Consider the following 23,243-nt stretch of genomic DNA (forward strand, 5'->3'; position numbering starts at 1 on the left):
ATAAAAGAAGAATACAGTAAAAAGATGAAGGGAGTCACTACGGAAGTTTTATTGCTATGTTTTCCGTTAGGCTCCCTTCCTTTCTTGTTTCGAATTTATCGTAAAGACTAGTCAACTAACTCTTGAGCAATTACTAGGGCTATCTCAAAGAAAGTCATAGCATCCGCTTTTCTATCCTCGCGTCTAGCATCCCATTCGTGATTTTGATGGTCGACATAGTCAGCTGTGTAGAAAAACTGATAGACATTGGCTAGTCGATATTGGGCCCAGGCCATGATAGCTGAAGCTTCCATATCTACAACTCTAGCTCCTGCTGCTAGTCTTCGTTTGACCTTAGCAGCTGTTTCACGATAGAAGGCATCTGTGGTCCAAGACTTTGTTCGAATATGCTCAATGCCAGCTTTATCCAAGGCTTTTTCCATAGTTAAGAGTAGAGATTGCTCATAGGCTATTTCATCACTTGCTAGAGCATAGTGATAACTAGTACCTTCATCACGTAAAGCCGAGCTTGGTAGGATAATCTTATCTGCTTGAATAGACTGGTCTAGAACCCCGCAAGATCCTAAAACGATAAAGTTCTTAAATCCTCTTGCTTTGAGTTCTTCTAAGAGTCCAACAACCATTGGAGCTCCAATAAGAGCCATAGCAACTGCTACCTTACTCCCATCTTTTTCATAGATATACCATGGAAATTTACCATTTAGGTTGGTGAGATAACCACCTTCATAAACTCCGTCTATCTGCTTTACTCGTTCAAGGATTTCTCCATTAAAAGACAAGATAATGGTATCACAGATTTCCCCACCAGCACGAATACTTCGATCAGTCGGCTCGATAACAGCAGGCACATTTTCAAATTCTTCTAATAGCATTTATTACTCTTTCTCATTCAGATAAACCACTTGAGTTTGTTTGACAAAGCCAATCTTTTCATACAAACGTTTGGCACCTACATTGCTATCTTCCACAGCAATCTGAAACTCCTTGTCATTTTGCTCAATCAGTTTGTTGACGAGGGATTTTGCTAGATAGCTTCCGTAACCTTTTCCACGATTGACTTCAGCAATCGCAAGTCCATAAAGGTAATTGCATTTTCCAGACACATCGACCGTACAAGTTCCAATAACCTGACCGTTTTTTAATAAAATATATAGGCAACTTTCTGGATCCTTCAGAGCTTCAGCGACATATCTATCCACAACTTCTCTTGATTCATGTTCCTCTGAAAATGCCTGAAATTTTAATTGACTAATTTGATCACGATACGAACTATCTGCTAACAAAACTTCAAGATTGGAAAGCTTTGCTAACGGATAAGGTCTTCTATCCTTACCTAACCAAGTTTCTGTCTCTCCATCCTCGACCAATCCCCAGTTGCTGACAAAATCAGGATGGCGGTCTAGAAAAACACGCTCTGTCTGAAGAGTGACTGAATGAATCGGAAAAGAAGCTGTTGCTTTCTCAAAACTTCTATACAAAGCCTGCGCAATTCCTTGACGACGATGATTAGGGTGGACCAGGATCGCTACTTCCACATCTTGGTCATCTGCATAGACGGTTAATAGGCCAACAAGTTCACCTTTTTCATAATAAAGGAAAAAGGCGGGCATATCGGGGTTAAAATTGAGCATGTTAGAAAGATAAGGATCACGATAAGTTCCATCATAGGCTTGGCAACAGTTAATTAGTTTTTTCGCCTCAGATAGCTCCTCTTGGCTTAACTTGTTTCTTGCTTGAATCATATAGGTTCCTCTATAAACCTGACGATCTATGACTGGCATCTCTCGCCTGCTCAAGTTTATTGACGTAGTATTCCCGTTTTACTTCAACTTCGTGAATGGTTGGTTCATCCTTTTGCCCATGCACTCGGACAATCTTAGCTGGAATTCCGACAACCGTCACATCGCTAGGAACATCTGCAACAACAACCGCTGCAGCACCGACTTTGGCATTTTCACCGATTTCTACAGGTCCAATGACTTGAGCATGAGCAGAGATGAGAGCTCCTTTACGAACGGTCGGATGGCGTTTGCCAACATCCTTCCCTGTCCCGCCAAGAGTTACCCCGTGGTAGAGAAGAACCCCTTTTTCAACGATAGCCGTCTCCCCAATTACAAGACCTGAACCATGGTCGATAAAGACACCTGATTCAATCTGAGCTCCAGGGTGAATCTCTATCTGCGTCCAAAAACGCCAAAATTGGCTATGCATGCGAGCTAAAAGCTTAAAGCCGTGTTTCCAGAGAAAATGAGAGAGACGGTGGGCAGCCAAGGCTTTGACACCAGGATAGGTCAATAGAACCTCCAAAGTGGTGCGAGCCGCTGGATCATTTTCTTTTACGATATCAATGGTTTCACGCCACCATCCCATACATTTCTCCTTTTCTTATTCTGAGTCTTTTGGTGTTTCTGTAGTTTCTTTCTTAGGTTTGTGGTCCTTGTGGTGGTGACGAGGACGATCTCCATGACGAGGACCTTTATCCCCTTTTTCTTCTGAACGTTCAGGTTTTGGTGGACGTGGCAAGAGTGCCTTCATAGAAGCATCTACACGACCTTTTTCATCGATCTTAATAACCTTCACATCTACAAAATCACCAATTTGAACTAAATCTTCTACATTATTAGTACGAGTCCAAGCCATTTCAGAGATGTGTACAAGGGCATCTGTCTTGTCAAAGAGGTTGACAAAGGCACCAAATTTCTCGATACGAACAACTTTGGCATGGTAGACTTCGTCCACTTTCGCTTCACGAACCAAACCAGCAATGATTTCTTTAGCACGGTTGATGGCAACTTGGTCGCTAGAATAGATCGATACGTTACCTTCTTCGTCGATGTCAATCTTAACGCCTGTTTCAGCGATGATCTTATCAATGGTTTCTCCACCTTTACCGATGACAATTTTAATCTTGTCCACATCGATCTTGATGGTATCAATTTTCGGAGCAGTTGGAGCCAATTCTGGACGAACTTCTGGAATGGTAGCTTCGATGACGTCAAGGATTTCAAAACGAGCTTTCTTGGCTTGGGCAAGAGCTTCTGTCAAGATTTCTGCAGTAATCCCTTGGATCTTGATATCCATTTGAAGGGCTGTAATCCCATCACGAGTACCTGCAACCTTGAAGTCCATGTCACCAAAGTGGTCTTCCAAACCTTGGATATCTGTCAATACTGTATAGTTGTTTCCATCTGAGATAAGACCCATAGCAATACCAGCTACTGGCGCCTTGATTGGCACACCACCAGCCATAAGGGCAAGTGTTCCTGCACAGATAGAGGCTTGAGATGAAGAACCGTTTGATTCCAAGACTTCTGCTACTAGACGAATCGCATATGGGAATTCTTCCAAGCTTGGCAATACTTGAGCAAGTGCACGCTCACCGAGAGCACCGTGACCAATTTCACGACGACCAGGCGCACCGTAACGACCTGTTTCCCCTACAGAGTATTGAGGGAAGTTATAGTGGTGCATAAAGCGTTTCTTGTACTCTGGATCCAAACCATCGATGATTTGAGTTTCACCCATTGGCGCCAAAGTCAAGATAGAAAGAGCCTGAGTTTGTCCACGCGTAAAGAGTCCTGAACCATGTACGCGAGGAAGGAAGTCAACAACCGCATCCAAAGGACGGATTTCATCGACCTTACGACCGTCAGGACGAACCTTGTCTTCTGTGATCAAACGGCGCACTTCAGCGTGTTCCATTTGTTCCAAGATTTCAGCCACATCACGCATGATACGATCAAATTCTTCGTGGTCTGCATATTTTTCTTCGTAAACTGCTGTAACTTGGTCTTTAACTGCTTGAGTTGCAACTTCACGCGCCAATTTTTCTTCTACTTGGACCGCTTTTTGAAGGTCGCTGTTGTAGGCTGCGATGATTTCAGCTTGCAAGTCAGCATCTACATGAAGCAATTCTACTTCTGCTTTTTCTTTACCAACTGCCGCAACGATTTCTTCTTGGAAGGTAATCAATTCTTTAACGGCTTCGTGTCCTTTGAGAAGAGCTTCCAACATGATTTCTTCTGACAATTCTTTGGCACCAGATTCTACCATGTTGATAGCGTGCTTCGTACCTGCTACTGTCAATTCAAGAAGCGATTGCTCTGCTTGTTCTTGCGTAGGGTTGATGATGATTTGACCATCCACATAGCCCACTTGTACCCCAGCGATTGGTCCGTCAAACGGAATATCTGAGATAGACAAGGCCAATGATGAACCAAACATAGCTGCCATTGGTGCAGATGCGTTTTCATCGTAAGAAAGAACCGTATTGATCACTTGCACTTCATTACGGAAACCTTCCGCAAACATCGGACGGATTGGACGGTCAATCAAACGCGCTGTCAAAGTCGCATCTGTTGAAGGACGTCCTTCACGTTTCATGAAGCCACCAGGAAACTTCCCAGCTGCATACATTTTTTCTTCGTAGTTGACTTGAAGTGGGAAGAAATCCCCAGTTGCCATCTTCTTAGACATAACGGCAGCAGTCAAGACAGTTGATTCACCATAACGCACGACAACAGCACCATTTGCTTGCTTAGCAACCTGACCAGTCTCTACAATCAACTCACGACCCGCAAAAGTCGTTTGAAACACTTGTTTTGTCATTTTAATCCCCTTTGGATTGATAAAATTATACGCCTTGCCTACAAAGATCAAGATACTAAGCCGTTAAGCAACTCAAAGGAAAATAGGAAATCGAACGACGGAGCGACTGCTCCTAGGCAGATTTATCTTTTTCCACAGAGTTGTAGGCGTGTTCAATTACTCATGATATTTTGGACATTTAGAGTTGAGTTTTTGCAACCTTAATAACTTATATACCCTCATCTTTGTATCAAGTACGTACAGAGTCTATTTTATCATATTTTTCTTAAAAAGTGCGGGCTTTTCTATTAAAAAGGAACCATTCCTCCATGAAAAAGAGGAATGGTTTATTGTTTATGATCCTTGAGGTTGATGATTGAACAAGGCATGGGTTGCTTGATGGATGTATTGGGCAGTTTCTGCATTGTTCATAGTGTAGAGATGCACACCTGCAACGTCCTGAGTTACCAAGTCCACGATTTGGTCCACGGCATAGGCAAGTCCTGCTGCTCTGAGTGACTCAGGGTCATTCTCATACTTGTCTAAGATGGCTTTAAACTTACGTGGGAGATGGATATTCTCACAAGTCTTCAAAAGACGAAGAGCTTGGTTACGGTTGAGGATTGGCATGATACCCGCATGAATAGGCACGTCAATTCCAGCCAAGGTACACTTGTCTTGGAAATCATAGAAACGCTCATTGTCAAAGAAAAGCTGAGTTACAAGACTTGAGCAGCCTGCATCCACTTTTTTCTTGAGATTTTGAATATCTGAGATTTGGTTTGGCGAATCAGGATGTCCCTCAGGATAACAAGCACCAATGATATCAAAGTGTGGGGCCTGCTCCTTGATGAATTCAATCAGGTCTGTCGCATAACGGAAATCTTTTTGAGGCTCAACATCTGGAATGATATCTCCACGAAGGGCCAAGATTTTCTGTACTCCCACCTTATCCAAATCCGCAATGGTCTCAGCCACCTTGTCCTTGGTCAAGTAAATGGCTGGCAAGTGAGCAATGGTTGGAATCTCCAAATCATTTTGGATATAGTCAGCCAAACGAACCGTCGTCTCTTTGATATTAAATTTATTATTGCTAGCAGTCACACTGATGAAGTGTGGGGCCAAGTCCTGCATATCTTTCAGGGCTGCAATAATTTTGTCATTGCCTACTGCTGGGTTTGGAGGGAAAACTTCAAATGAGAGGGACGGTGTTTGACGTGACATATGTATGAACCTTTTCTAGTTGATTTCTTACTGATCAACCATGTAGGGAGAATTGTCTTTTCTTACAATTTCTCACGTGCAGCTTTAGCAGCTTCTACAAGGCGGATCAAGCTTTCTTTAGTTTCTGGGATACCACGTGTTTTCAAACCACAGTCAGGGTTGATCCATACTTTCTTGCTTGGAACTTTCGCAAGGATGGCTTCGATGGTGTGGTCGATTTCGCCTTCATTAGGCACACGAGGTGAGTGGATATCGTAAACTCCAGGACCCACTTCTGTTTGGAAATTTTTCGCTTTGAGTTCGTCCAAGATTTCAAGGTTTGAACGGCTTGCTTCAAATGAGATAACGTCGGCATCCAAGTTGTCGATAGCTGGGATGATATCTGTAAATTCTGAGTAACACATGTGAGTGTGGATTTGTGTGTCTGGTGCTACTGTTGAGTGTACCAAGCGGAAGGCTGGAATAGCCCAGTCAAGGTAGTCTTCGTACCAGTCGCTACGACGGAGTGGCAATTTCTCACGAAGAGCAGCCTCGTCGATTTGGATGATTTTCACGCCTGCAGCTTCAAGGTCAAGAACTTCATCCTTGATTGCAAGAGCGATTTGAAGAGTAGAATCCTTGATAGAGATGTCTTCACGTGGGAATGACCAGTTAAGGATAGTAACAGGTCCAGTCAACATACCTTTAACAGGTTTGTCAGTACGGCTTTGTGCGTAGCTAGACCATTTCACAGTGATTGGGTTGAGACGAGTGACATCACCCCAGATGATTGGTGGTTTAACCCCACGCATACCGTATGATTGTACCCAACCGTTTTTAGAGAAGAGGTAACCTGACAAGTTTTGACCGAAGTACTCAACCATGTCGTTACGCTCGAATTCACCGTGTACAAGCACGTCAAACCCAACTTCTTCTTGCCATTTAATCCATTCGTCGATGGTTTCAGCAAGGAAGGCATCGTATTCTTCTTGTGATAATTCACCCTTACGGAAGGCCAAACGTTTAGCACGAACTTCTTTTGTTTGAGGGAATGAACCGATGGTTGTTGTTGGAAGAGCTGGAAGTTTGAAGGCTTCTTCTTGGATAGCTTCACGTTCAGCAAAGGCTGGCAAACGAGTGTAGTCTGCGTCAGTCAATCCTGCAATACGAGCACGAAGTTCCGCATTTTCACCAACACGTTCAGTCGCAAAGAGTTCTTTGTTAGCTGCAAGTGCTTCTGCACCTTGACCGTTGCGGATAGCATCCAAGTCACGGATTTCATCCAACTTTTCAACTGCAAATGCAAAGTGGTTCAAGATAGCTGGTTCAAATTCTTCGTTAGCAGTTGTAAATGGCACATGAAGAAGTGAACATGAGCTTGTCAAAACAATGTTTTCAGCAGGGATTTGCTCAAGAACAGCCAAGCTCTTTTCGTAGTTGTTGCGCCAGATGTTCTTACCATTGACAATACCTGCATAAAGAGTCTTGTCAGCTGGGAAGCCACCTTTAACGAGTTCAAGAGTTTTCTTACCTTCAACGAAGTCAAGACCGATAGCATCTACTGGCAATTTGACAAGGTCAGCGTATACGTCACGAACGTCACCGAAGTATGTTTGAAGCAAAACTTCAAGACCTTTCTTGTCAGCCAAAAGCTTGTTGTAGAGGTTCAAGAAGAGGGCTTTTTCTTCAGCAGTCAAGTCTTTTACAAGAGCAGCTTCGTCCAATTGGATACGAGTCGCACCAAGTTCAGCCAATTTTGCAAAAACTTCTTGGTATGCAGACACTAAACTATCTACGAAGTCTTCTGCTTTTACGCCTTCTTCAAAGTCTGACAATTGAAGGAAAGTGAATGGACCTACAAGGACAGGACGAGTGTTGAGACCAAGTTCTTTAGCTTCTTGGAACTCATCAAAGATCTTGTGTCCAGCCAATTTTACTTGAGTGTCTTTTTCAAATTTTGGAACGATATAGTGGTAGTTAGTATTGAACCATTTTTTCATCGGAAGGGCACGAACATCCCCTTTTTCTCCTTGGTAACCACGTCCCAAAGCAAAGTAGCGTTCAAGATCAGATAATTCTAAGTTTTGTACTGATGCAGGAACTACGTTGAAAAGGAAGGCAGCATCAAGGAAGTTGTCATAGTGAGAAAAGTCATTTGATGGGATTTCAGTGATGCCTTTTTCTTTGACGATGTTCCAGTGTTTTGCACGCAATTCTTTAGCCGCAGCCAAAAGTTCTTCTTCTGAGATTTCTTTTCTAAAGTATTTTTCAGTTGTAAATTTTAATTCGCGGAATTCACCCAAACGAGGGAAACCGATAATTGTAGTTGACATGTTTTGTCCTCCAAAAATTGTTGTTGAAACTATCTTAACAGAAAAGAAAGCGTCTGTATAATTGTAAAAAATTAGGCTTTGATATAGTTTGAAACTATATCGCTATTTCGAGCACAAAAAAAGATTTAGAGAAAATTCCCCAAATCCTTTGATAGATGAAGATTGACAAACTTTCAAGGTTGCTAGATTCATCGAAAAATAATAGTGAACTGACAGCTAACTATGGCTTGTTATTAGAAAAGACTATAGGTCAGTTTAATCAACTATTTTCCTGTTCAAGTGGAACGACTGCTAGTGTCTTGCCTAAACTGGCTAAAACTTTTAAGACGGTATCTAACTGAGGGCTAGTCTTACCTGTTTCCATTCTAGCTATGACAGGCTGACTTACTCCACTGAGTTCTTCTAGCTTTTTCTGACTAATTCCTTGCTCATGTCTAGCTTCGATCAATTCACTCATGATAGCCACCCGCATATCACTTTCAAGGATTTCCTCCTTGGTGAAGAGTTGAGACCGGACATCCTTCCAATTACTCCCAATAGCACTATTTTTCATCACTTAACTCTCTTTCTTTTAAGTCCTTCAGTTCACGCTTGGCTTTTTTAAAATTATAACTCAAAAGTTATTAAAAGTAAATCCAAATACTTATAAAAAGAAGACCTTAGAAAAACTCTAAAGGTCTCATCTTTATTATTCGAAAAAATTACGAGAAGAGTTATAATGTGGAGCTAATCCTGACTCTTACTCCAACTCTATCCCCTTCTCTCGGAGATTAGCTAAACACTCCTCATAGTATTCTGCATCATGTTCACAATAGATAGGCTTGCCTAGCTTCTCCTCTGCTAAGTCTTCATAGGGAGTGCAAATTTTGCCACGGTAGTTCTTGTCCAGCCACTCTGGACTGACATTGTAGCCACGGCCAGCCATCTCCTCCATGATCAAGCGATGATAGGCATAGAGACGATAGGGCGAGTGAGTAAAGACATAGTCCACCGTCGCATGTTTTCTGCCCCAGCCATTGCCACGCAAAGCACAACACTCTCGGTGTTGCCCTAGGAGCTGAGGACGGGGAAGCTGTGAAATCAAAGCCTCATGCCAAAGTCTCATGGGAGTCTCCTTTCAGTAAGGTAGAATTTTGCAGATAAGCATTTGGGTAACGTTCAAGCAACTCTCTCGTCTTAGCAATCAAGTCTTCCTTTGAAGCTTGACCAAAGCGGTAGCGATCCAGCAAGAGCATATAGTTTTTGCGCTCAGCATCTGTCGCTTTCTTTTTGAAATAGCCCCAAATATGCTGAAAGGCATTGCAGACTTGACCTCTATGCTCAGGGATTTGACAGGCACGGTCAATCAGTTCTTGAACATGACTGACCTCCACCTGTTCATTCTTGAGATATTGGCGAATCTCATTGTAAATATTGCTGGAATGGCTCAAAACGAGATATTTATTTCTAGCCCAGAGTTGCTGACACTGGGATTTTTGATTAATTTGTTCCATGTTTCTCCTTGTTTTCTATCCGTTTCCAGGAAATATGGAAACAAAGTTGTAACTTAAAAATGAGCGAATTATGAGCGGAATATGAGCGAATTAATTAGCCCCATCACCCTTTAAAGTTTTTCAAAAACTCTTTGAGCTCAGCATCGGCTTCTGGTGTGGTTCCGTGGAGTTGACCGAGCATTTCAAGTAGGGAAGCTGTTTGGCTTTGAATTGCTTCATTTGTCTTGTTAATCTTGCTAACGATGTCTTTCAGTGGCTCTACTTCTTCTTCCTCAAAGGTATCTACATAACGAGGGATGTTGAGGTTATAGTCATTTTCGACGATTTCTTCATAGCTTGCTAGGTGGGCAAACTTATCAATCTCCTTACGTGAATTGTAGGCTTCCAGAATCTTCTTGATATGAGCATCCGTCATGATATTCTGGTTTTTACCCTTATCAAACTCCTTAGAAGCATCGATAAAGTAGACATCACGATTGATGCGGTTCTTTTTGAGAATGATGACCGTGGTCGGAATGCTGGTATTAAAGAAGATATTGGCAGGTAGACCAATAACCGTATCAATAGCCCCTTCTTCTAGCAAGGCCTTACGAATGGTTCCTTCCGCATTGCCACGGAAAAGAACACCATGAGGAAGGACGATAGCCATAACTCCATTATCTTGCTTGAGATGGTAGTAACCATGTAAAAGGAAGGCAAAGTCAGCCTTGGACTGGGGAGCAAGTTTCCCAAAAGGAGAGAAACGAGGATCATTCAGGAAGCCAGAGCTTGCTGACCACTTGGCAGAGTATGGAGGATTCATGAGAACCCCATCAAAGTTGGTCGGTTCCTGTGTCGGCCAGTCTTCGTCTAGTGTATCAGCATTGTGGAGAAATTGATTCTCAACTGGAACCCCGTGTAGGATCATGTTCATCCGAGCTAGGTTATAAGTCGAGGTATTGAGCTCCTGACCAAAGTAGACGACTGTCTGCGGCTTGTGAGAGTATTTCTTGGCATTGAGCAAGAGAGAGCCCGACCCCATAGTCGCATCATAGATGGTAAAGCCTAGCTGGTCCTCACGACCCAAAAAGGCAATCTGAGTCATGAGTTTGGCAACAGGCTGAGGTGTATAAAACTCACCAGCTTTCTTACCCGAGTCAGTCGCAAACTGACCGATCAGATACTCATAGGCATCCCCCAGCATATCACCCGCATGACCAGCCACATCTAACACAGCCAACTCCTTCATGACTGCTGCTACTGTTTGGTTTTGCTTTTGCGGAGTTGCCCCTAGCTTTTTAGAGTAGAGGTCAATATCTTCAAAGAGATTTTCATAGAGGTCGTCACTCTGCTCGATATCACGAAAACCTTGAGCTAGATCTTCTAGCTGGAAAGTCCCTTCATTGACACGCGCCACTAGAGCCGTAAAGGTCAAGTCTGGCTTGATGATATAGTTGAGCTCATCATTCATAACAGAGACCAGATCCTCATGAGTATCCGCATCCTCGTAGTAGTTGCGATAGACCTCAAGGGCATCCCCAAGACTATCAGTCCCCTCTTCCATGGTCTCAGCCACGAAAAAGAGCATCTTGTCTGACAGATACTTATAAAAGACCATACCCAAAAGATAGGACTTGTAGTCGTTAGCATCCATCTTAGAGCGGAGAACATCCGCTGAGTTCCACAGGGCTTGGTAGAGCGACTGGGACGTTTGTGTTGTTTCCATAGTGTTTCTTTCTAAGTTTTGCAATTAATTTTTTTAAACAAGCAATCATTTATAACAAATCACTTCATTCTCAATCGTTCGAATCAATTCCAAAGGAATATCAGAGACTGGAAGTTGATAAACGATATTTTTTCGAGGGTTATAAAATCCAAGATTTTCGATAGACAGGAAGTCAGGATCATAGGAATGTAAACCCATGATATAGTATACAAGTACTTGTAGTGTATGGTCTTTATTAGGAGCTGTTTTAGTCACCTTAAAATCCCATAATGTGTCCTTGGTCAGAAAATCTCCATCACCCTTATCAATCGTATCTGTATAGCCTCCAAGAAAATGAAAGCCATCCTTTACCAAAGGACCATAGAGATCAAAGAAACAAAGGCTTCGCTCCACCATGATACAAATATTCTCTATCGTTTCTGCATCTACTATAATTTCCTCAAAAGGCCTATAATACTTAATCCCTGCACGAAAAACGACATCAAAGGACGCTAGACGACAAGCACTTTCTATCGATAAATCATCCAATCCTGTCACCAAATCGAGCAGTGCTTCTGCTAGGTCTCCCATGCCCACCATCTGAGCTCCCAAGAGAGATATTCTGAAAGCCTCACGGGCTTCTGTCCCTTTCATAAATCGAGTCAAGTAGTCCACACAAATCCCCACTAAACTAGGAGATACAGACTCTACCGGATGCAGAACTCTGTGGTCTTCAAACTGCTCTACTGAAAATAACTTGATAGGTAAGTAGCCACCTCTAGGTTGGTTAATTTCTTTGATACGTTGTGTTACAGATACCATGAGTTCTCCCTTTTTATAGATAAATTTTTAAAGAATGTCACTTCAGTTTTCCTTCTTCCGTAATCGCCTAGCAGAGCTGGCTTCCATCTTATGTTTAGTAATTGGATTAGTATATAATCTCCCTAACGCCAATTTTAAAAAACTTGTTAATTGTTTGTTAGTATCAATAATAAATTTTCCTTTTGATACCTTAAAATCCTGCTCTGGGTATTGTTCATAAGATGTTAATAAGGTGCTAATTATTGTGGTATTAGATAAATCAATTTCATCATCTTTTAAAATTGCCAACATCTTTAAGTTATTAGTCTTAATTTTAAAGTCTGAAACAAAACTCACCAGATTAAATTCTTTAAACTCATCAACTTCTGCAAGACTAGCTATACGATAGTAATCATCAATCCCCTTAAATAAGCTACGAATCGTTCTAAAATTTTTGAAATACAATTTATCATTCCCATCGAAGTAAGCATCATTATCAGATTTTAATTCTATACCCTTTTCAATAATTGTTCTTTCAGCTCTTCCAGATCTATATCCCCATTTCAAGATTGACCTATCAACCAGTCTCTTTGATTGTGTGATTTTTTGAAAAACTAACCCATCATTTTCAACTTTTCGAAAAATCAAATCAATTTTCGAGAACTCTTCTTCATTCACATCGTTTAGACCCGCAGTATTTAAAAACTTATCTTCATATTCTTTGACCATAGACATATGCGAATCATCAATTTTAACATAGAACCATTCATCATGTTCTAATTTTATTTCTGAATCAAATTCTCTACTATTTTCAGGATTAATCTCCGGAGCAACTAATTCTGAAATATCATCCGAGTTCTCCAATTTTCTATATATTTGACCTACTTTTACTAAAAACATACTATCCCTTCTCCAAAAAAGTAAAATTATTTATTCTAACTAGTTCTTCAATAGTCCCAGTTTCTTTAACATCTTTTTTCTTACTATAAATAATAAAGACATTCCCGTATTTATCAGTTACTCTGTAATAACGATATGAGAGTAACCATATCAAATTAAAATAATACGATCTCTCCATAAGAATCCACCATATTAGAAAAATGAGGACTATTACTACAATCTGATATAAGAAAGTTAATTCACCTAAACCCAGCATAATTACAAAAAGGCCTAGGTAAGTTGGAATTATTTCATTTTCTACTGGTTGTATACTTTCAACTTGGGCAGTATCATTCGCTTCCTTGAATCTTATCAAATACCTTAAGACTCCAAAAGAAAATAAAAGCATCAGTATAATCAACACTCCTATTTTTAGAAAACTACATGCACAAGTATCATGTGAGGGAAAAATGTCTATAGTAAATAGATACAAGACTAAACCTGGCGAAAAAGAACAAATTGATAAACAAAACGACAAACATAATCTTTTAAATTTTTTCATAACAAAATTCTATATAAACATATCCTGCAAGAGTTTCTTTTTCAGTGTTTCTAGCTTAGAAATTTTTTCTTGGTAAGTATTAATGAGGTTATCGAGGTTTGAGAAATAGGAGCCGATGGCTTGTTGTTCTTCAAGATTTGGAAATACAAATTTCAAGCTAGAAAAGTCTTTAAAACTAATACTTTTCCCATCTCGAATTCCATAGGTAACTGTCTCTAACCGTTTTATAAACTCTTTCGAAGTTAAAATCGAGTTCCAAAAACCTGGTAAGTGATTTTCTTTATCAATAAAATCTATAATTGTATATGCAGGTGAAGTTATTCCTTCTAATTTAGATAAAGCAAAACCTCCTTGAAAAGAACGTAAATGAATTACAAACTGACCTGGTTTGACAACCTTATAATTATTGAGAGTAGCTTCATCATACTTAATATCAATACCTATTTCATCTCTCAAAACCATACCATCAATTTGAGAAGCAGACAGCACAGGCAATAATGCTCTATTTTTCTCAGATACTGACTTAAAAATCTCATCTGCACGTTTTATTTTCCACTCACCCTCAAATCCATCCAAACGAATCTCAGGAACGGTCTGTCCAGCCTTGGGAAACATTTTAGAGAGCATGGTCGCCTTAAGAGATTGGTAGTTGGCAAGATTGTCCTTGTAGCTAGCCAGAAGGTCGTCGAGGGTGCGGAAGAGGGATCCGATAGCGGATTGTTCTTCATTAGAACTAGGAATACTAAACTCTGTCTGTGACACTGTCTTCCAATCAGAACGTGGCATCTTTGTTCCAGATGTATCATTTGCAACTCTTTGAAATTTTGGCGATTGTACTAATGAAAATAAAAATTTTGAATCACAATTTCTTGCCTGCAAGACCCAAAAATCTCCTAATGCAATACCATTAAAATTAGGGTGTAGCCAATTTTTTAAATATGGACGTAACTTCCCATACAAAATATCATTTGTTTCAAACACTATTCCTTTCCGGCAATCAATATTTTTATTTAAATCTTTGTTCAATCTCCCTTCTCCAGAAATTATATCTTGATATTCAATTCTTGGGAAATCAGGGTTATCAGAACTTTTAGTTCTCCTTTTTGCTATCTCTTCAAACGTTTTTCTTACCCATGAATGTTTATTTTTTAAGAACCTAATTCTTGGTTTCTCCATCCCTATCCTGCTTTCTCACTATTTTAAATTTTATATTAGATACATTATATTCTTGTTTTATAATTTTTTCTGCCATTTTCTCTGGAGAAACTAGCCTAAATGTAGTTTCGGTTATATACTTCGTTAAATAAGTCCTTAACTCATCACATTTTTCAGTTAATTTAGACTCTTTCATAAAGTCATCAGCAACTTCTTGATAATCTTCAAAATTCTTCACTCGATTTATTTTTTGGTGATAATCTACAAATATTGCAACTTCCTTACGAACCTCTTCTTTTAACCTAGATAATTCAATATCATCTTGTATAACCAGAGTTAGCAATAATAAATCTCTTAATTTTATAATTGAATCATATTTAGGTAGCAAATAATCTGAATATAATAAAGGAAAAATTTTTTCAAACTCAATATCTTCATCTGATTCTACTTCTTTAGGGATCATCTTTATGAATTCAAATATTGAATCTGCAAATAAATTTTTAGCAATTCTTAAATCACTTAATATCTCATACGAGCGTTCTGCTCGCTCAATTGTATATTGTAAAAAAATACGTTCTCTTTCGTTCTCTTCTTGTTTTTCAAAAAATTCTCGTTGTAACTTATGTTCATCTTGTAGCTGTTTAAGTTGCTATTTATTTTGGAGCTTTGCTACATAAACTGCTACACCAGCACCTAGTAAAGCCCCTATCATGGAACTAATAAACTGAGAATTAAGAAATGTAATTATAAAATCCATTTATTGTCATTTCCCTTAAGTATCAAGTATTAATAATATTATTGCAAGTTACATACTATTCAAAGATTATTTAATCCAAAAGAACTTCTCTCATCCCATCAACATCATCGCTTTTTATAAATACAACATTTCTATTGCCGGTTAATTCGACAAGTTTATCTTTCCCTAGAATAATAGCTAAATTCTTAATGATAGATCTTTTAGCAGATTCGTTATAGTATGTAAAAATAAATCGATAATTATATCTTTTTAAATAGGCTATTTCAAAACACTTTTCAAATATCTCTTTATCAAGTGGATCAACCGAGTGTCCAAACACAATAATATTCTTTGAAACTGCTGCACTCCAATCTGATAACTTTGTATAAATAAAAAATTTTTCATATAAGTTCCCAGTTTCTTTAACAACACGTTGATAGTATTTTTGGTAAGGTATTAAATCAGAATTGACCTCATTCCTCTTATCTTCTATACCAAAGACCATTGTATTTATTTCTGATTTACTTCTGTTTAGATCAATTTCACCATGTATAAAATGGGTCTTTTCTAAAGAAATGTTATATAGTTTATTTGGTGTATGTGTATAATTGAAATTAATTACACTAGACTCTGAAATATTATTGATTGCAACTAGTGCAGTTTCTACTGGAGCTATTTTATTAATCTCAAAATCTACATAATCTCTATACGAAAGATAAATTTCTAAGAGCTCAGTCAGTAAATCAAGATGATTAATAAAAAGATTATTTAATTCTGATATAGCTAATTCTCTCTCTAGTTTATCCCATCCAGAGCTATAATAAAGTTTAAACATAATGGTACCGATGAATATTTTTGAAGCATAATTTCCCTCTTCATTCATCTTTCTATGAAAATGGTCAGCATATTTTGGGTATAATTCACCGCTTTCGAGATATAACTTATCGGAATTTAGTCGGAAAAAATCTATTGCTTCAGCAAGTTGAGAAATCATTATTTCAAGATTTGACCAATTATCTCCAAGTTTAAACTTATTCTCATTAATAAATTGAATATATAAATTATTTCTGTACTTTTCAATATCAATCTGATTGCTATAAAGAAAATCCTCTAACTGAATATCTTTTTCAGTAAACAGTTTCTCAGCAAACTCTAAAAAATCATTATAACTTGTTTTTCGACCCATGGCTAAATCAAAGCCGTTTCCTAAAATCAATATTGTATCCGCCATTTTTCCTCCGATATTCTCCTATCTCCCAACCCTAAGTGGCTCAATCACCTCTTCGATCAGTTGGGTATAGGCTTCTTTGATTTGTTTTTTATAGAGGAGTGGATTGAGGGCATCTGCCACCTCAACTTTATAGTCCTTGTAGCGCTGACTCTTGGTCAGTTGGCTTTCTCCTAGTTGTTTTTTAGCTCCCTTGCGGTAGTGATTGACATAGTAGCGGAGTTCATCTTCACCCACATACCAGGTCTTGCTAAAGTCTTGGATATGTTGCTGGATGACTGCTTCAATCATCTGGTCAAGGATATTTGCGATGGATTGACCTCTGTAGCGGTCTGGATTTGCCTGTACTTCTTGCCAAAGTTCTGAGATGATCTGGGCAAGGTTTGGATTGGTCTTCTCCAGACTTTGGATATAGGTATCCACTGCTTCTCTGTCCTGTGCACTGAGACTCTTTTCCTGACTTTGCTCTAGCTCGATCAGGCTTTGGATCAGGGTCAGTATATAGGCATAGTTGATCTCATCGACTTGGATAGACTCCAGTTCGTAGTGGATATCCAGTGGCTCCCCATCCTCATCACCATCTTCTGAACGACTTTTAAGTTCGGCAAGGATATTTTGATAGAAGCCTAGATAGGTTTCCAAGTCTTCTGCGGTTAGTCCTGTCTCTGCATAGATTTCTTCCTCGTCATACTCTTTATAAACTCGGATAGAAGCCAAGTATTTATCAAAGGATTGATAAGCCTTGGCTAGTTTTCTCAATTCAGGTGTAGAGATTTGTTCGATTTGGAGTCCTTCTTCGGGATCATCTGTGATGAGATTTTGGAAGTCACTACAACTTCTCAAAAAGTTTCTCTTTTCTTCTTCCCAGCTAGGTGCTAGGACATCATTTTCTCCACCATTTGAGTAGAGTTTGAGGGCATTATCCACTGCTTCCTTAAAGGCTAGAGGCTTTTGGAAGGTGATGATATGGCCATAGTTCTTACTAGAATCAAAGATACGATTGGTTCGACTAAAGGCCTGAATCAGATCCTGCGGTTTCATGGGCTTTCTGTCGATAAAAAGAGTCGACAGACAAGGGGCATCAAATCCAGTTAGGAGCCGATTGACCACGATGACCAAGTCCAACTGTTCATTTCGATAGAGATACTTGTCCTGTTTTCGGGCTAGACGGTTATTGACATCAGTATTAAAGCCACGAAGATCCGCCATAGTAAAGTGAGTATCAAACTCTCGGTTATAATCCTCTAAGACCTGCTTCATGTGGTCTTGGTTGGCTCTTGAGTCTTCTTCATTCTCCGTAACGGAGTAGGTGATGGTCGCCTTTGGAAAGTCAGGAAGGACCATCTTGACTCTCTCAGATACCTTGACCCGTGTCTGACCAGCCTTGACTTTTTTTAGAAGGTCATAGTAGGCTTGGGCTTGAGGGATAGACTTGACAGTAAGTATGGCATTGTAGGTATCACCCACTCCTTTTTGGAAGCCCAGTTGTTGGCGCGATTTATTGATAATGGCATCCAAGACTTCCAGCATGTGTTCCTCATTCTCATAGACGCTATCAGGTATTTTTTCTTCAGCCTGGTCTGTGATGAGGGTATTGCGATAGTCTACCTTAAAGCCTAAGACAGCACCGTCATGGATGGCTTCCTTGACTGTATACTCATGGAGACGGTCTCCATACTGTTGCTGGGTGGTTTGAGCTAGGTCACCGACCTGCTGGCGTTTATTTTCCTTAAAGATGGGCGTGCCTGTAAAACCATACCAGAGGGACTGAGGGAAAAAGGCTTTAATATCTTTTTGTGTTTGTGGTGTCACGGCACGGTGGCATTCATCCACGACAAAGGCTACTCGGAGACCCTTGATTTTGTCCGCATCTCGTTGGTAAAGACCTTGGTCAAACTTGCGCATCATGGTGGTGATTTTCTGGATGGTTGTCACCACGACACGCTTATCATTACTTCCTAAGCGCTTGACCAGATCATGTGTATTATCCGTCTCATCGATATCGATGACGTCATTGGTCGCATAAGAGAGAAAGGATGATGTGGTTTGTTGGTCCAAATCCCTGCGGTCAACGACAAAAATCGTCTTTTGGATAGATGGAATTTGAAGGAGATTGCGAGCTACCTTATAAGAGGTCAAGGTCTTCCCTGAACCTGTTGTATGCCAAACATAGCCTGATGCTTGCTGGCGAGAGGCTTCCTGCACCGCTTCGATGGCATGGATCTGATAGGGGCGCAAAAGGATGAGTGATTTCTTGCTATCATCAATGACAGAATACTGCATAACCATCTGATGGGCACGAGGGATAGAAAGGACCTCATGCGCAAAGCTGGTCAGATTTGTCACAGGATGATTGTCCTTATCCACCCACTTGGTTAGAAATTGCTTGTTGAGTTTATTTTCACGAGCTGCAGCGATATAGCGAGTATCGACCTTGTTGGTCACGACAAACATCTGCAAGCTAGAGTAGATGCCACGGAACTTGCCTTCACGGTCATATTTTTTAATCTGATGAAAGGCATCGATAAATGCTGCTTGGGAACTCTTGAGCTCGATTTGAATCATGGGTAAACCGTTGATGAGGAGAGTAACATCCAATCTACGGTCTTGGTCCAGAGGATTTACTTTTTCTCTCTGAACTTGATTGACAACTTCGTAGCTAGACTTTCCTGCTGCGATATTGTCACGCCAAATGACTGACAAACGGATGGTGCCTAGACTTGCATCTTCTCTTTGAATCTCAACTTTGGCAATGCCATTTTCTCCGACCAACCACTTGGCAGCATCATAGTAGCTGACAAAGTTGAGTTGGTTCTGAATCTGGCGTTTTTCCTGCTCAGTCAAGGGATGGTCTGCTAGCAGAGCAACGTTGTTTTGGGCTAGTTTCTCAAAGAAATTGTCCCATAGTTGTTCTTCTGTTTTTAGGTCTTCTCTATAAGTCCATTGGCTTTCACCAGTTACCAGCTGGTTTATCAGTTGTTTTTCTATTTCCAGTTCTGGTTTTACCTGCATCTATATTTCTCCTTCAGGGACTGCATTCTCCCTATTATTATATCATATTCCAAGTGGAAATAACTTCTTCCCCCCCTACTTCAAAGCACTTTTGACCTTCTTCTTGGTGATGATACGGTCATTTTTGTTGGCTAGGGATTTGAGTCGGGCTTCGAGTAAGACTTTTCTGCCCGCTTCATTACGGGTGTAAACTAGATGGTACTCACCTAGCTGTGGTGCGACGGCATCTAGGAAGAGCTGGGCATCTTCCTTGCGTTTTTCAAAGAGGCTAGGCACTACGAAATACTTGGACTGACCTGCTGGTGCTTTTTGAGCGACTAAGAGGTAGCGTTGATTGTCCACTGGTGCAAAGAATTCTCCCAAGGCCTTGGAAAAAAGTTCCTTGTCTCGCATACTGCCACCTTTTAGATAGGCAAAGACGTTAAAGCTATCCTTGTCCTCATCGACCTGCACGCGCGACTGGTCATCAGACAAATGCCCTGCAGTCACCATGACCTTACGAATAGCTTCACCGATCTGGCGCAAGCGTTTATAAGGACTCTTGTAACTGTAGTAGCGAAATGCTGTGATGGCTAGGAAGAGGCCACAAAGAGCTGTCAACCATGGCAAGGCAAATAAGGTTAGTCGAACGACATAAGCCAGGAGACTAATGGCAAATACCATCAGAGCATAGCGAAGCCACTTTTCAGCATCCGCCAAGGCAAGCAGAGGGATTCGTTTGCTGTCGGTCGCCACTTCGTTGACAATCTCAATCTTATCAACAACAATGAGAGATTCCTGCCATTTTTTACGAAGCGAGGCACGATCTTTGGATAGTTCCATGATCTTCTCGTTATAGTCTTTGAGTTTCTTTTTTTTAAATGGAAACTCAGGAAAGTTCAAGCGATCCAGACCTGTTTCGATGGTATCTTCCTTATAGGACAAACCGAGGAAATGGTCCATACGACGGGCAAGGGTTTGTAGGTCCTGATATGGATTGAGGTCTTGTTCTTCTTGATCCTCCTTAGAAAAGACTGGATTTTTGTAAGGTTTGATGGCTACTAGGTGCCAGATATTGCTGGTCTTTTCTGGATGGCCTGACCAGACACGAATGGCACGCCCTCGCATCTGATTGCTGAGCATAAAGCTTCCGACAAAACTTCCGAGGATGAGAGAGTTGACGCAAGGTGCATCCCATCCTTCTCCCAAGAGAGACTTGGTTCCGACCAAGACCTGGATAGAACCACGTTGGAAGAGCTCGGTCACTGCTGCGACCATCCCCTTAAAGATGGATGGAAAACCTACTTGGAGATAGGTCCCTTGGTCAAGTTTTCCGATAGCAGAGAAGGTCAAGCTAGTGTTTGGGATGAGTGCTTCGAGTTCAGCCTTGACACTGGCAGGTATGATAACGACACTACCAGAAAGGACTGCTATAGGGACAGAAAAACTTTGCTTTTGTGCACTTCTGCGAATTATTTCAAAGTAAGGTAGGACACCTAATTGAGTGATGGGTGCCTGATCATCCCCTAGATAGTTAGCAAAGTCCTTACGAATATAGTCTGCTAGGACTAGTTGTCTCAAGTCTTTTCCGAGGCTAGCATACTCGGTCGCAAAGATATCAGCAATTCCAGATAATTTCCCCAATGATTGGTTGAGGATTTGGTCATTGGCCTTGGATTTGACCAAGAAAACCTGACGTTTTTCAATCAATCCTCTTGATTTCAGTTCTGCTTCTATCTTTTTCTTTGTCTCCTGCGGATCCTCATACCAGTCAGGAGTCTGATAGAGAAGGCCTTGCAAGAGAACTTCTAGCCAATAATAATTGAGGGCAGGCAAGCCTTCAGCTCCTAGTAAATCTTGTAGATGCTTGGGAATTTCCTGTTTTTGAGCTTGTAGATAAATGAGGAGCGCTGAGAGATACTTGGGATCTTCAAGGAGCATATCCGCAGAGATTTCCCCTTTGAGGACCTTGGAACTCCGAATCAGCTCTTGGAAGTCAGGATCAAGGACTAGTTGTCTGACATACTGCCACTTGGTGTCTTCAAACTCTTCTAAGCGCTTGTCCTCTTCCTTAGTCGGAAAACAGATATAGACAAAGTCCTGATGAGGGCAAAGAGTATCTTCCTTGACTAGTTCTGGCACTGTGATTTCTTGGTCAATCTCGCCACACATCTGGAGATAGCGTTCCCAGAGTTCTGGTTCACTGTCATAAGGCGGTGTCGCAGTGAGAGAGATGACTTTCAGTTGCTGGTAGCTTTTACGGAAGTCTTCTAAGCTTTTCCACCATTCATTTCTCAAATGATGGCATTCGTCCAGACAGAGGGTTTCAACGCCCCTTTCCTTGAGGCTGGCAATTAGGTCAAATCCGACATAGTCCTCAATCTCGCCATTATCCTCTTGAGATTGTACCTGTTGCATAGCGCTGTGAAAAGCTTGGTAGGTGGCGATGGTAATTCGCTTCATGTCCTTGAGATTTTGGGACACGAGATTTGTGACTTGGTCCTCATCCTCTAAAAAGGCCTGGCGAATCCTATCCACCCATTGTTCCCGGATGGTCACCGTCGGTACCAAAACGAGGGCAGGCTTATCAAAGCGGGCAATCAACTCGATTCCTATGGTTGTTTTCCCTGAACCTGGTGCTGCCACAAGGTGGACATGGCCATCTGCCTGGTATTCTTGGAACTTATCCAAAACCTGCTTTTGATAGTTGCGCCAAGTACCATTAAACTTCAATCCTAACATGATTTTCCTCATTCTAAGCTGTCATTTTCTTATTCCCATTTTACCATACTTGAGACTAAGTCACACGAAGTTTCCCATATAGTCTTTCTCCTTAAAATATGGTATAGTAGAATCATACTACACAAGAGGAGTTTACATGTCACACGATAAAGAAATGAAAGCTGTTTCTCCCCTTCTACAGCAAGCAATTAATATTTCTTCCATCATCGGTGGAGTTGGTACTTTGATTTTCTGTATCTGGGCCTATCAGGCTGGAGTCTTGCATTCTAAGGAAACCCTATCTGCCTTTATCCAACAGGCCGGTATCTGGGGGCCACCACTCTTTATCTTTTTACAGATTTTGCAGACGGTTGTTCCTATCATTCCTGGTGCTCTGACATCCGTTGCCGGTGTCTTTATCTACGGGCATATCGTGGGGACGATTTACAACTATATTGGTATTGTTATTGGTTGCGCCATTATCTTTTACTTGGTGCGTCTCTACGGAGCCCCCTTTGTTCAGTCTGTCGTCAGTAAGCGCACCTATGATAAGTACATTGGCTGGTTGGATAAGGGCAATCGTTTTGACCGTTTCTTTATTTTTATGATGATTTGGCCAGTTAGTCCAGCGGACTTTCTCTGTATGCTGGCTGCTCTGACCAAGATGAGCTTCAAGCGCTACATGACCATCATCATCTTGACCAAGCCCTTTACCCTGGTTGTTTACACTTATGGATTGACCTACATCATTGATTACTTTTGGCAAATGTTCGCCTGACCACTAAAAAAAGGTTGATCAAAAACTCAATTTTATACTCAATGAAAATCAAAGAGCAAACTAGAAAGCTAGCCGCAGGTTGCTCAAAGCAC

Annotated in this window: 18 protein-coding genes and 1 pseudogene; 1 reads left to right on the forward strand and 18 read right to left on the reverse strand. The window is 40.8% G+C overall.

Annotated features, from left to right (window positions below):
- Positions 1-107 precede the first annotated feature (107 nt).
- The 18 genes and pseudogenes from AC3E7H_RS04190 to AC3E7H_RS04275 all read right to left on the reverse strand — a co-directional run bounded on the left by AC3E7H_RS04190 (position 108) and on the right by AC3E7H_RS04275 (position 22,394).
- Positions 108-872 carry a nucleoside phosphorylase gene (locus AC3E7H_RS04190; protein ID WP_485731911.1) on the reverse strand — a complete coding sequence of 255 codons (765 nt, stop codon included), beginning with the start codon at positions 870-872 and terminating at the stop codon, positions 108-110.
- Positions 873-875: 3 nt separating this feature from the next.
- Entirely contained in the window at positions 876-1,742 is an 867-nt protein-coding gene (locus tag AC3E7H_RS04195) for a GNAT family N-acetyltransferase (RefSeq protein ID WP_490676197.1), read from the reverse strand.
- 10 nt (positions 1,743-1,752) lie between these two features.
- A complete protein-coding gene (gene cysE / locus AC3E7H_RS04200; RefSeq protein ID WP_060955474.1) occupies positions 1,753-2,370 on the reverse strand; it encodes a serine O-acetyltransferase in 618 nt (205 codons plus the stop codon).
- A gap of 15 nt (positions 2,371-2,385) precedes the next feature.
- Positions 2,386-4,608: a polyribonucleotide nucleotidyltransferase gene (gene pnp / locus AC3E7H_RS04205; protein WP_490676157.1), complete on the reverse strand. Its 2,223-nt coding sequence runs from the start codon at positions 4,606-4,608 to the stop codon at positions 2,386-2,388.
- Between the two features lie 333 nt (positions 4,609-4,941).
- A complete protein-coding gene (metF, locus tag AC3E7H_RS04210; protein WP_490676158.1) occupies positions 4,942-5,811 on the reverse strand; it encodes a methylenetetrahydrofolate reductase [NAD(P)H] in 870 nt (289 codons plus the stop codon).
- A gap of 62 nt (positions 5,812-5,873) precedes the next feature.
- A complete protein-coding gene (gene metE / locus AC3E7H_RS04215; protein WP_490676159.1) occupies positions 5,874-8,123 on the reverse strand; it encodes a 5-methyltetrahydropteroyltriglutamate--homocysteine S-methyltransferase in 2,250 nt (749 codons plus the stop codon).
- Positions 8,124-8,382: 259 nt separating this feature from the next.
- Positions 8,383-8,676: a helix-turn-helix domain-containing protein gene (locus AC3E7H_RS04220; RefSeq protein ID WP_227945965.1), complete on the reverse strand. Its 294-nt coding sequence runs from the start codon at positions 8,674-8,676 to the stop codon at positions 8,383-8,385.
- 186 nt (positions 8,677-8,862) lie between these two features.
- Complete coding sequence (locus AC3E7H_RS04225) at positions 8,863-9,228, reverse strand: TIGR02328 family protein (RefSeq protein ID WP_490676160.1); 366 nt, start codon at positions 9,226-9,228, stop codon at positions 8,863-8,865.
- Positions 9,212-9,616, reverse strand: coding sequence for a YbgA family protein (locus tag AC3E7H_RS04230; protein WP_490676161.1), 405 nt, complete (start codon positions 9,614-9,616; stop codon positions 9,212-9,214). The genes AC3E7H_RS04225 and AC3E7H_RS04230 overlap by 17 nt, the downstream gene beginning before the upstream one ends.
- Positions 9,617-9,719: 103 nt before the next feature.
- Positions 9,720-11,321 carry a type I restriction-modification system subunit M gene (locus AC3E7H_RS04235; RefSeq protein WP_490676162.1) on the reverse strand — a complete coding sequence of 534 codons (1,602 nt, stop codon included), beginning with the start codon at positions 11,319-11,321 and terminating at the stop codon, positions 9,720-9,722.
- A 45-nt stretch (positions 11,322-11,366) separates the two neighbouring features.
- On the reverse strand, positions 11,367-12,122 hold the full coding sequence (locus AC3E7H_RS04240) for a hypothetical protein (RefSeq protein ID WP_490676163.1): 756 nt from the start codon (positions 12,120-12,122) through the stop codon (positions 11,367-11,369).
- Between the two features lie 42 nt (positions 12,123-12,164).
- Positions 12,165-13,001 carry a hypothetical protein gene (locus tag AC3E7H_RS04245; protein ID WP_490676164.1) on the reverse strand — a complete coding sequence of 279 codons (837 nt, stop codon included), beginning with the start codon at positions 12,999-13,001 and terminating at the stop codon, positions 12,165-12,167.
- A gap of 1 nt (position 13,002) precedes the next feature.
- A complete protein-coding gene (locus tag AC3E7H_RS04250; protein ID WP_414280905.1) occupies positions 13,003-13,542 on the reverse strand; it encodes a KwaA family protein in 540 nt (179 codons plus the stop codon).
- A gap of 9 nt (positions 13,543-13,551) precedes the next feature.
- Positions 13,552-14,718 (reverse strand): restriction endonuclease subunit S, encoded by a 1,167-nt coding sequence (locus tag AC3E7H_RS04255; protein WP_490676165.1) that lies wholly within the window; start codon positions 14,716-14,718, stop codon positions 13,552-13,554.
- Positions 14,699-15,454: pseudogene (locus AC3E7H_RS04260) on the reverse strand (hypothetical protein). The gene AC3E7H_RS04255 and the pseudogene AC3E7H_RS04260 overlap by 20 nt, the downstream one beginning before the upstream one ends.
- 70 nt (positions 15,455-15,524) lie before the next feature.
- Positions 15,525-16,664: an AbiH family protein gene (locus tag AC3E7H_RS04265; RefSeq protein WP_490676166.1), complete on the reverse strand. Its 1,140-nt coding sequence runs from the start codon at positions 16,662-16,664 to the stop codon at positions 15,525-15,527.
- An 18-nt stretch (positions 16,665-16,682) separates the two neighbouring features.
- On the reverse strand, positions 16,683-19,673 hold the full coding sequence (locus tag AC3E7H_RS04270) for a type I restriction endonuclease subunit R (RefSeq protein WP_490676167.1): 2,991 nt from the start codon (positions 19,671-19,673) through the stop codon (positions 16,683-16,685).
- Between the two features lie 75 nt (positions 19,674-19,748).
- Complete coding sequence (locus tag AC3E7H_RS04275) at positions 19,749-22,394, reverse strand: DEAD/DEAH box helicase family protein (protein ID WP_490676168.1); 2,646 nt, start codon at positions 22,392-22,394, stop codon at positions 19,749-19,751.
- A gap of 136 nt (positions 22,395-22,530) precedes the next feature.
- Between AC3E7H_RS04275 and AC3E7H_RS04280 the strand changes: the two genes are divergently transcribed.
- The gene (locus AC3E7H_RS04280; RefSeq protein ID WP_045763499.1) at positions 22,531-23,151 is read left to right on the forward strand and encodes a TVP38/TMEM64 family protein; all 621 of its coding nucleotides are present in this window, start codon (positions 22,531-22,533) and stop codon (positions 23,149-23,151) included.
- Positions 23,152-23,243 lie beyond the last annotated feature (92 nt).

This window comes from Streptococcus sp. SCPM-O-B-15304 (M98), from assembly GCF_058200215.1.